Below are 11063 nucleotides of genomic sequence, written 5' to 3'. Positions count from 1 at the left end.
GTGGGAGATCACGCTCTTGCCCGATTGCGGCCGAATCGCGAACTCCAGATAGAAGGCGGCCGTGAGAGCCAAGCCCTCGGATACCAGCACACCCTCGGGCAGCAGAACGGCGCGCAGCCCGTCCTGCTCCGGTATGGCCAGACCGTTTTCCGCGGTGAATTGGTCCGGCGCGATCGTCCGGACTCCGGCCGGAACCTCCGTAGGCGCGGGCGGGTCCCACGCCGCTCGCGGCCAGGCGAGCAAGGCCAGGCCATCATAGCTCACCCAGCTGCCACCCCGAAGGGTCAACACCAGCTCGCTCGTCCCTCGACGCAACTGGGCTGTCGGAAGCGGAACCAGAAACAGGCGTGGTGTGCCCTGCGGATCACCATAGAAAGCCCGGCCTCGCCCCAGCGGCATTCTCTGCTTCCACACCTTCCCGCCATTCAGGGCAACCTCTATGGTCGAGGCCAACTGCTCGTGCGTGTCGGTCAGGGCCAGCAGCAGGACATGCGGGCCCTTCGCGTCCTCGGGCATCGCGAAACGAATTGTGAACGGAATCACCGGCCGGCCGCCCCAGGAAATATCCTTTTCGCTCGGATGAATGAACGGGAAGTCGCCCGGCGGGTTCCTGCCGACCTCGAAGGTCACCTTCTCGCCGAACCGCCTGGCAAACTGCTGGGCCTGGTCGAGAGCCAGCCCGAACTCGGCGCTCCGCCCGTCGAACTGCCCGATCTGCCAGACGACCCGGGCATGCTCGCGGCTGAGCCAACTCTGAATTGCACTCGCGGTCTCACCCTGCCCCGCCATCAGAAGACTGCACACCAGGCCGGTCAGTGCGATCATAGACCTACTCCATCAAGAGGTTTGGCATTCACTCGATGGGCGGAGTGTGGCGCGGCTCGACTATCCCGTCAAGGTAGTGCACCCCGCTACTTGCCTGACCAGCGGAACGCCGGCGACTCGATCGTGGTCACCGGCTTGCCGTCGATCAGCGTACACGACTGCTCAATCTGCGGTCCCTTCGCGGCGAAACCAAACTGAGGCAGCTGGTACTTCTTTTCCGCCAGCTCCACCTCGCGAGCTTCCTTCCCGAAGTTGACCACCACCTCCGTTCCATCGGAGAACCGCGTCCGCTGCACCGCCCGGTCCGCGGTGACGAACACATGATCGACCAGCTCGGCCTCCGCCACGGCCCGGTGCAGCCAGGTCGTGTTCCGGCAGCTTCGCAGGAAAAGCTCACGGTTGACTTCCCACGAGCCCTCCTTGTTCGCCCACAGCATCGGGATAGTGCCGTACAGAATGTTGAACGCATCCTTGCGCTCAGCGTCCCGCGGATCGACGGCCATCAGCCAGTCGTTCGTGTCGCCCCAGTACCAGGTCGAAACCACGCAGTCGTGGAAGACCAGCTCCCACAGCGGCACGCGGCAGTCGGGCCCGCTCCACTTGACCCACTCTTCCCACGTGGCGCAGCCGTACGGCCCGCTGAACTTCTCCGCGCGGCTTTTCGGACGGATCAGATGACCGGCCGGCCAGGCGAACAGGTTGCTGCTCATCATTCCTTCGATGTAGTCCAAATGCGGTACACCCCACCAGATGCCGTGCTCACCGCCGACCACGAGTCCAAGCGATCCCACGTACGCAAGCAATTCCTCGCCGCACCGTCGCTTGTCGGCCTTGGCCAGCGGGTGGTTGGTGTCGTAGCACTCGTACAACGCCTCGGCCGTGGTTACGTCGATGAAACGGCCGAGGAAGGGGTGCTTCTGCAGCACCTTCGGGATGACCCGCTTGGCCGTCGGAACCCAGAACGACGGACACCGCTTCATGAACTGTGTCTTCTTGTCGTACGTCAGCCACGCCTTCATCCGTTCGCCGTCGGCCTTGAGCACCGCCCGGTCCGGAAGCAGGTCGTGATGAGAATCGGGCTGCTTGCCGGCCTCGATCGGCTCAATATCAGTGTAGTTGTCGTACTCGCTGGTAACGTAGCCCATCTCGTTGGCGGCCAGCATGCGTTCACGCGACGGCGTCCCATGCAGGATGATCCGGTCTACGCCGGCGGCTTTGAACTCGCTGGCGTAATCCCGCTCACGCTTGTCGTTGCAGCCCCAGACATCGACGGCCCCATACAGGCGGCCCACGTTCGGGTTCTTCTTCCGCTTCTCTGCCAGTGTCACCAGCAACCCCTGCGTGCGGGCATATTCACGATAACCCTTGGCCAAGGCGACGTACCCGCCCTTGGAGGTGAATCGATAGAGCAATCGACGCGGGTAGTCAAACGTCCCCCTGCTCCCCCTCCAGGCCACACGCGGAAGATGCACTTCCCGCTCACCCACCTGGTATGATTTGGACTCCACCACCGCGTCGTCGCTCGTTTCCAGCACGATCGCATATCCCATTCCGCGTTCGAGATCGCAGATGCCCACCCAGGGCATGTCCAGCCGATCGCCTGCCAGCCACTTGGGTCGGAACGGCTTCTCATCCAGCGAGTAGAGATGGCCGTCCGAGTAGTCCGCGACGGCCATCACCGCTTGGGGCGTGTCGAGCACAAACGGTTCGAACAACAAGGCATAATCTATCCGCGACTTGCGGTCGGCCATGTCTGCTTCCACCCGCACATCCGCCGTGCCGTCGGGCATGGTCAGTGTGACAGTCATCACGTTGGCCTTGTCCTTCGTCCAACCGAAGACTCCCTCAAGAGCAAGGCCGTCCTTGACCGCGCGCACATTCTTGAAGAACGGTTTGCCCGACCGCTTCTCGATTCTCGCCTGCCGCCATTCGTGCCCGCTGCCCTTGTCGAGGACACTGAGCGTGCCCTCTCTCGGATCGAGATTCAGACGCAGCCGTGTGTTCTCGACGACCCACCATCCGCCGTCCTGCCGAGTCGCGGTATCGGCGAACGCGCCGAGCACTGTCAAGCAGAATGCCGATATGACCTCCGCAACCACAACGACTCGTCGATGCCGATATTCGTCAAGACACGCCTTCATCGCTTCACCTCGCGCCCGAATGGAATGAAACTGCCATCACAGACGGCCGCATCATAGCACATCCCGTCAAGCCTCGCCCGTTGATCCGGTTTCCATGTGAGCTCCTTCAGCGGCTTTTTCCGCCGCAGGCGGACCCATAGGTCGGTCGTTCGACGCCGGTCTACCGCGACCACCGACCCCTCTCCCTTGTTCTATTGTCACGCTTCCAGCGGGCTGATGTTCTGTTCGAGGCGCGCCGAGACGATCGCGGCTCTGACACCCTCTCCGCCGATTGACACAACCGCACCTGCGAGCCTATTGTGGGCCGAGTCCATCTATCGGAGGTGATCCTCATGTCTCGTTCAACGATATCACGACAATTGCGCGGTGCTGCATTGATCGCGACCCTGGCTGCTATGGCCTTCATCGCTGCGCCGGCACAGGCCGATGAGCCCGCCGACCGTAACCTCGCCCGAGCTGCCAAGTACGTCATGTCGGTGGCACCGTCATACGAACACTGCACCGACCCGGGCGATGTGACACAACTCACCGACGGCCGTCTCACCGAGGGGTACTTCTGGACGCAGAAGAGCACCGTCGGTTGGCAGTCGGCCGCCTATGTGACGATCACGATGGATCTCGGCAAGATCCAGCCCATCGGCGGCGCCTCTTTCCGCACCGCGGCAGGCGTCGCTGGGGTACTCTGGCCGGCGGGCATCCATGTCCACGTCAGCGATGACGGAAAGGACTACCGTCAGGCCGGCGATCTGGTCGAACTCGATGAAACGCCGGGAACCATGCCGGCGGGATACGCCGTGCGGCAGTTCAGCACCACGAAACTGACCACCCGCGGGCGATATGTGCGATTCGTGGCGATGCCCACGGGACCGTACCTCTTCTGCGATGAGGTGGAAATCCTGCGCGGGGACGATGCTCTACTCCAGACCAGGCCCGCCGGCACGCCGGTCGGCGATCTCAAGACTTGGTGCAGTCGAGTGCGGGTTAAGCCCGGTATCCGCCGGCGTTTCGACCGCGACGTGCACGGCCTGAAACAGGCCATTCAGACCGCCAAACTGGACGAGGCCGCCAAGGCCCCTTTGCTCGGCCGGCTGAATGGATTGGCCCAAGATCTGCTCGCAAGCGCCAAGCCCTTGGATCACGAGTCGTTCCGAGCGGTTCTGCCCTTCAACCCAATCCACGCAAACCTCTTCGCTGTCCAAGCGTCACTCTGGAGGGCGCTGGGGCACGGCGGACTGTCAGCTTGGGTCGTCCAGCCCTACGACCCGACAGATCCCTTCCAGCCGCCGGTCGCCACCCCCGGACGAATCGAAGTGCACACCATGGGCGGCGAGTACCGTTCGGCCGCCTTCAACCTCGCCAACACGACGGACGCACCGGTCAAGGTCTCGGTCCGCTTCAAGGACCTCCCCAACTCACCAGCTCCCCCCTGGATCACGGTCCACGAGGTTCCCTGGACAGACACGGTTTCCGGACAACCGGTCACCGCGGCACTGCCGCATGCGGCCCGGACAGACCAGGGCTGGACAATCGAGGTCGTCCCGGGTCTGGTGCGACAGGTGTGGCTGACCTTCCATGCCCTCGATCTTCTTCCAGGCGAGCACGCCGGCCATGTGATCATCGAGGCGGACAGCATCAAGCCGCTTAGCCTGCCCGTGCGACTCAAGGTCTATTCCATGACCCTTCCCCCCAGGACCACGCTCTGGGTCGGCGGATGGGACTACACCGACCAGGAGAGCATGTACGGCATGACCCCCACCAATCACCAGGCCCTGGTCGAGCATCTGCGGAGCCGGTTCGTCAACGCCCCCTGGGCAACTTCCGCCTCGATCATGCAGGTCACCTTCACGAATGACAGCCCGCCGAAGGCCCAACTCGACACCCGGCGGTTCGATGCATGGCTCAATCAGTGGCCGGACGCCCAGGCCTACTTCGTGTTCGCCTCGGTGGGCGACAACTTCCTGGGCGTCCCCATGGGCAGCGAATCGTTCAATCAGCGCGTCGGGGCATGGATCTCGGCTTGGGTAGACCACCTCAAGACACGCGGGATCGAGCCCGATCGCTTCGGGCTGCTGCTGGTCGATGAGCCTCGGGCCCATGAACACGACGATGTCATCATCCCGTGGGCTAGGGCCATCCGGGCGGCCAATCCCAAGGTCCTGATCTGGGAGGACCCGATCTACGCTAAGCCGAGCGACGGCCGGTCGGAGATGTTCGAACTCTGCCACGTCCTCTGCCCGAACCGGCCCATGTGGCTTGCCCACAGCAAGGAGTTCGAGGCATTCTACCTCGGCCAGCGCGATCGCGGCCGTACGCTGCAGCTCTACTCGTGCTCCGGGCCAGCCCGGCTGCTCGATCCGTACTCGTACTACCGGCTCCAGGCCTGGCATTGCTGGAAGATCGGGGCAACCGGCTCCTTCTTCTGGGCGTTCGGCGACAGCAGCGGCACATCGTCGTGGAACGAGTACCTGGCGACAAGTGGACCCTATACACCCTTGTTCCTCGATGATCGTTCGGTGACCGCCGCCAAGCAGATGGAGGCGATTCGTGAGAGTGCCGAGGACTACGAGTACTTCGTCATGCTGCGCGCCGCCACCGGCCGCGGGGAGGCTGCCGGCAGGAGCAGCTCCGCACTGGCCAAGGCCCGATCGCTCGCGACCCACGCGGCCGACGAAGTACTCAACGCGACCGGCGTGAACAACCTGAACTGGCACTCGCCCAAAGACCGCTCGAAGGCTGATGCGGTTCGCGTCCAACTCCTGGAATCGCTGACTGAGCTCACGGCCGGAGAATAGCTCTCCGCCTCAGTTGCTGAAAGACACGTTGATCTCGGTCGGCAGCGCCGGCTGGGTGAACGTAAAGGTCAGCGTGTCGCCGCAGCCGAAGTCCGTGCCGTCCCGATAGACATCAGTGTCCGTGCTGGGGCCAACATCCCCAACGACAACCAGCTTGGCGTTCTCGATGAAGATCGCCTGCAGCTCCTCACAGTCGCGGGAGAACGACGCCGTCGTGCCCGGTGCAATGGTCGCCTCGTACTCCGTGCCGATCGCCTCGAGCAGACTCTCCAGGATGTTCTGCTGGGCGGCATAATAGAGCCGCACTTCCACGGGAAACGCCGTGTTGTTCACCAGCCGTACGCTGGTCGTGTCCGGCGATATCGAGATCGGGCAGCCATTGCCCATGCACAGTAGCGCAGCCAAACCTAGAAGGAAGAGGGGATTTCGTCTCATCGCGGGCCTCCTTGTCCGGCGCGAGTTCAGGCTACCTGGCGCAGGACCCGTCCATTGGCCCCGCTGCCCTCAGGTCGGTATGGATTATAGGCCCCCCGTTCGAGAAATGAAAGCAATCGCTGCGGGTGCCGGTCTTCAGAACGACCCGAAAGCGGCGCTGCTGGGGGAAGACGAAGCTGGGACCCCGGGATCCTCCAGGTCCTCGCGCTGCAACCGTACATCCCGGAGAACAATGTCCTTGCCCCAGATCCGGTCAAAGCCCGGCGCGTCGCCGACAAGCTCGGCGTCGGGAGCCAGAATCAGATCGACCGTGTTGATATCCCGCGGAAGCGTTCGGACGGCCTGTCGGTACTTCCAGGTGCCGTCTCTATCCTGGGTATCCACTTTGATCGGCTGGCAAGGAAAATCCTGGCCTCGGGCACGAACCGTTACCTTGAAGGCAAGCGGAACACGGAGATCCTTTGCCGTGAACGTCAGATCAAGCGTGCACGCTTGCTCCGACAGCGGGTACACCACCCCCGTGGCCGTCAAATGGTCCTTCTGGGCCGGGTCGAGCTTGGCATCGGTCACCAGTTCGACGGCCGTCCCGCCCGGACCGATGACCTCTACATTCACTGTGACCGACCTGCTCCATTTGCAGCGCGGCTTCGGCCAGCGGTCAGCCTGGCCAGGCCTCTCGCTGGCCGTTCTGAAAGGCACGGATTCCGCGACCAGACCCATGTCCATGTCGAAGGTCAGGGTGTGCTTTCCAACTGGGGCATCTAGCAGCATTCGGCCATGGATCGGCCAATCCCCGGTCCCGCTGAGCAACTCCGGAATAACAGGTCCTCCTTCCGGTCGAGCCGGGTCAAGGACGGCCAGCTCGCGACCAGCATCGAGCGTCACCCTCCGGATCGCCCATATCATCCTCCATCCCGCGAGGTTCCATGGACCGTCGCACTGAACCGTGAATGCGAGCGGCTTTCCCTGCCGAACCCGGGTGTGAGCCGAGACCTTCGGCGCCGGTCCGTGGAAGGCGATCGCCAGACGCCCGAACTGCTCGTTCAAAATCAGGCCGGCCTGGTCGGCGTTCGCGACAAAACTCCCCGACCAGTGCAGTGGCTCACGTCCGGCGTTGGCCTTTGTCGTCAGGTGGTTGATCAACTGATCGATCGCGCCAACAACATCCTGGCCCGTCATCTGGCCGGCGGCCAGACGGCGGTTGAGCTCGTTCCAGTCCCAGGGCTGACCCGCGCTCGTGGCCAGACTGGCGACAAGCACCCTCGTCGGCGTGGTCGCTCGTGACGGAGGCCGGGATAGGCCTGCCGTGATTCTCAGGCCGGTGGGCACGGCCACCGCGGCCAGCAAGATCAGCGAACCAATCAGAATGAGCCGCGGCCTTCGCTGGTGGTCAGCGAAACGCACGGCCCGCGGAGCTTTCAGATCGGCACCGCATTCCGGGCACACCACATGCACCTCCGGCTTGACCCAGCGGAGATCGTAACCGCACTTCGAGCACTTGGGATCGCTCAGCGTGGGCACACCGCGAATCCCGCGGTACACCAGAAACACCCCGACAAGCAGCCCAACCACGAAGAGCAGGGCGGCAGCCGACGGTCCAGTGGCCATTCTTGATCCTCCTACTTCTCGGCGGGCGTCGGGGCAGGAGCCTTTGCCGAAGCCGGGGCCGGATGGGTATCCGTTTCGAGGGGCACCAACTCCGGCTTGGCGAAGTCCTCGAGCATAACCGGCGGCAGCCGGAACACCTGGCCCTCCTTGTCGGCAAAGTAGAGCCGCGATTCGGACGGCTGCCGGGGATTGCCGTCCGCCCAGAAGGCGTAGAAGCCCGGATGAGCATTCACCGGGCGGCGGACGTAGTTGTGGTTGTACGGGCTCTTGTAGGTCAGGTACCGCGAGTGCCAGAGTCGGCCCGTGTTGTCACTGGTCCACATCATCAACTCGCCGCCCGGGTTGTACGGCTGGGGCCCCGCAGGCTTGCCCCGCCCGGCCAGCATCGGCCCGATCAGCCGCCAGTGATTGCCCTCTTCAACATGCAGGCATCCACAGTCGTAGTTGTTGCCCGCCAGCGGCAGCCCGTTGGTCTCCCACCCCTTGCCAACCCATCGGGCCGTGGTCCATTTGCGCGGGCCGTGCTTCGGGCCCGGCTGCCAGCCGCGACTGGTCACGAACAGAATGATCGGGAAACCACGCGAATCGAAATTCAGGTCCACCAGGTAGACGAGCTGGCCGACCGACTCGAAATCCTGAATCAGGGCGGGGTTCCTCACCTCCGTGAGCGGCAACTCCAGCTTCTCACCACCGATCGTCTGCCAAGTCTGACCGAAATCCCTGGTCTCCATGTAGTACAGGTTCGTGCGGGCATTCAGCCCACCGTTGACCGGATGATAATTGAAGGCCGTGCCGATCTTGTCCTTGTGCCGCCAGCTCACCTGGTAATGACCCTGGGCGACGCGGGCCAGCATCTTCGGCTCAGACCAGACCACACCGTCCGCGCTGGTCATGCAAAAGAGCCTGCGGCCCTCCTGGTAGCGGGTGTGGAGGAACAGAAAACCCTTGCCTTCAATGTACCACGGCTCGGGATACGAGAAGCTGGTCTCCCAGATCTGCTGGAACGAGTCGATCTCGTACGGCTCGGCACTCTTGAAGATATAGGCCGGCCGCGCGGTGCCGTGAGCGGCCACGAAGACCCACACGTGACCCTTGTCGTCAAGCTGAATCGTCGGGTTGTCGTGGGCGTCATCCGTCTTCTTGTCCATCAACAGCGTCGGCCGGGGAACCATGCCGGTCCTGTGATCGAAATACGAAACCATGATCAGCAGGCTGCGCTGGTCCGACAGAGCACCATCCGCCGCCATGCCGCCATACACAAAAAAAGTCTTCTGGGCCTTCTCGGCGTAATAGGCCATGGGCAGATGGTTCGAAGGGTAGGTTCCTAAGCCGCCGCTGTACTTATACTTGTATTCATCATCGGTCTTCTGGTTCGCGTACCAGATGCCGTGGTACCCTTGCGCCCGGGGACGGTGTTCCGCCCGGGCATCGCGGTCGGGTGCAGCAGCCGCCATGGCCATGGCCGCGGGCAGCAGAATCACCATCACGGCACCAAGGAAGTCAGAACGAAGCATCGGGCAACCTCCTGCGACACCGGGCAATCAGGCCGCCATGATAATCGATGACAACGCCGGGATGCCAGGAATACCAGCCCTGCCCGTGCCCCCCTCAATGGGGAATCAGGCCCTGGGACCACGCTCGGAACACCCTCCAACCCGCGAGACACTGAACCGCGAAGCTCCGGGCCCCAGAATCCACCTCAAGCCCCCCACCTCAAGCCCCCTGTTCCGCTCGGCAGGGGGGTAGTGTACCATGGCTCAACAGATCCTGCCGTGATGCGACGGAATGGTGTTCTTGAGCAAGGAGCTGACCAATGCACCGCCCACTGTCGTCGTCCAGACAAATCGTCGTTCTGGGTACCGTCCTCCTCTCGGCCGCAGTGCCGACCATCGCCGCCGACGCGACGGTCTCCGAAACCCAGTCGGAACGTGATGCCCGCATGGCTTGGTGGCGCGAGGCCCGCTTCGGGTTGTTCATCCATTGGGGACTCTATGCGATTCCGGCGGGCGAGTGGAAAGGGAAATTCGTGCCGCCAGGCGGCGGAGAGTGGATCATGAACACCGCCAATATCCCCATCCCAGAATATGAGCAGTTGGCCAAGCAGTTCAACCCCGTCAAGTACGATCCCGCCGCGTGGGTCCGTCTGGCCAAGGCCGCAGGGATGAAGTACATCGTCATTACCTCGAAACACCACGACGGCTTCTGCCTGTTCGACAGCAAGGCCACGGACTACAACGTGGCCAGGGCCACGCCCTACGGAAAGGACCTCCTCAGGCCGCTGGCCGACGAGTGCCGCAAGCAGGGCCTCAAGTTCTGTACCTACTACTCCATCATGGACTGGCACCATCCGGCTCAGTACCGGCATAACGATAAGGCCTATAACCCCACCAACGTGCACCCGGAACGGAAGGCCGAGTACATCAGCTTCATGGAAACGCAGTTCAAGGAACTTCTCGATGGCCCAAATCCCGAAGTGCTCTGGTTCGACGGCGAATGGCTGCCCTGGTGGAAAGAGCAAGACGCCGTCGACCTGTATAACAAGCTGCGCAAACTCAAACCGTCGGTGATCATCAACAACCGCATCGGCACCGGCCGCCAAGGCATGCAGGGCATGGACAAGAAGGATCGAAAGTACGCCGGCGACTTCGGCACCCCGGAGCAAGAAATCCCCGAGACCGGACTGCCGGGCGTCGACTGGGAATCGTGCATGACCATGAACGACACCTGGGGCTTCCGCACCGACGACAAGAACTGGAAATCGGTCGAGAAACTGGTGCGAAACGTCATCGACACGGCCTCCAAAGGCGGCAACTACCTGCTCAACGTCGGACCTACGCCGGAGGGGGAGATACCCCAGGCCTCCGTTGAGCGACTCGAGGGCGTCGGCAGGTGGATGACCGTCAACGGCGAGTCCATCTATGGCACCACTGCCAGCCCGTTCAAGAGACTCACCTGGGGACGCTGCACCCGGAAGCCCGGCAAGCTCTACTTGCACGTGTTCGATTGGCCGAAGAAGGAACTCATCGTTCCTGGCCTGAAGGACACGATCGAGAACGCGTACTTCCTGGCTGACCCGGAAAAGAAACCGCTCACCGTGTCCCGCAAGGGTGACGATGTCGCCATCCTGCTTCCCGAGAAGGCTCCCGACCCCGTCGCTTCCGTGGTGGTGGTCCAGGTCGGGCCGGCCGCGTCGGCATCGGTCCGGTAAAGACCCACGGATGCTCACCCCGGATCTTGGTTTGTCCGCCTCATCACCGCTGAC

7 protein-coding genes are annotated in these 11063 nt (G+C 63.0%); 2 read left to right on the top strand and 5 right to left on the bottom strand.

Annotated features, from left to right (window positions below; all coding sequences use genetic code 11):
* Together KA354_21060 and KA354_21055 are read right to left on the bottom strand one after the other, a co-directional pair.
* A partial coding sequence (locus tag KA354_21060) for a hypothetical protein (GenBank protein ID MBP7937142.1) occupies positions 1-825 on the bottom strand: 825 nt, incomplete at its 3' end.
* A gap of 86 nt (positions 826-911) precedes the next feature.
* The gene (locus tag KA354_21055; GenBank protein ID MBP7937141.1) at positions 912-2966 is read right to left on the bottom strand and encodes a hypothetical protein; all 2055 of its coding nucleotides are present in this window, start codon (positions 2964-2966) and stop codon (positions 912-914) included.
* A 332-nt stretch (positions 2967-3298) separates the two neighbouring features.
* On the opposite strand from KA354_21055, the gene KA354_21050 reads away from it, so the two are divergent.
* Complete coding sequence (locus KA354_21050) at positions 3299-5758, top strand: hypothetical protein (protein ID MBP7937140.1); 2460 nt, start codon at positions 3299-3301, stop codon at positions 5756-5758.
* 9 nt (positions 5759-5767) lie between these two features.
* Here the strand turns inward: KA354_21050 and KA354_21045 are convergent, their stop codons facing one another.
* The 3 genes from KA354_21045 to KA354_21035 all read right to left on the bottom strand — a co-directional run bounded on the left by KA354_21045 (position 5768) and on the right by KA354_21035 (position 9315).
* Positions 5768-6193: a hypothetical protein gene (locus tag KA354_21045; protein MBP7937139.1), complete on the bottom strand. Its 426-nt coding sequence runs from the start codon at positions 6191-6193 to the stop codon at positions 5768-5770.
* Positions 6194-6328: 135 nt separating this feature from the next.
* Positions 6329-7801 (bottom strand): hypothetical protein, encoded by a 1473-nt coding sequence (locus tag KA354_21040; GenBank protein MBP7937138.1) that lies wholly within the window; start codon positions 7799-7801, stop codon positions 6329-6331.
* A gap of 11 nt (positions 7802-7812) precedes the next feature.
* Entirely contained in the window at positions 7813-9315 is a 1503-nt protein-coding gene (locus KA354_21035; GenBank protein ID MBP7937137.1) for a BNR-4 repeat-containing protein, read from the bottom strand.
* A 299-nt stretch (positions 9316-9614) separates the two neighbouring features.
* Here KA354_21035 and KA354_21030 point away from each other — a divergent pair, with 299 nt between their 5' ends.
* Positions 9615-11009, top strand: coding sequence for an alpha-L-fucosidase (locus tag KA354_21030; GenBank protein ID MBP7937136.1), 1395 nt, complete (start codon positions 9615-9617; stop codon positions 11007-11009).
* Positions 11010-11063 lie beyond the last annotated feature (54 nt).

The sequence above is a fragment of the Phycisphaerae bacterium genome (assembly GCA_018003015.1).
GTDB lineage: Bacteria > Planctomycetota > Phycisphaerae > UBA1845 > PWPN01 > JAGNEZ01.
The sequence above is the reverse complement of the archived record's forward strand: the minus strand, read 5'-3'. Positions and strand labels throughout refer to the sequence as shown.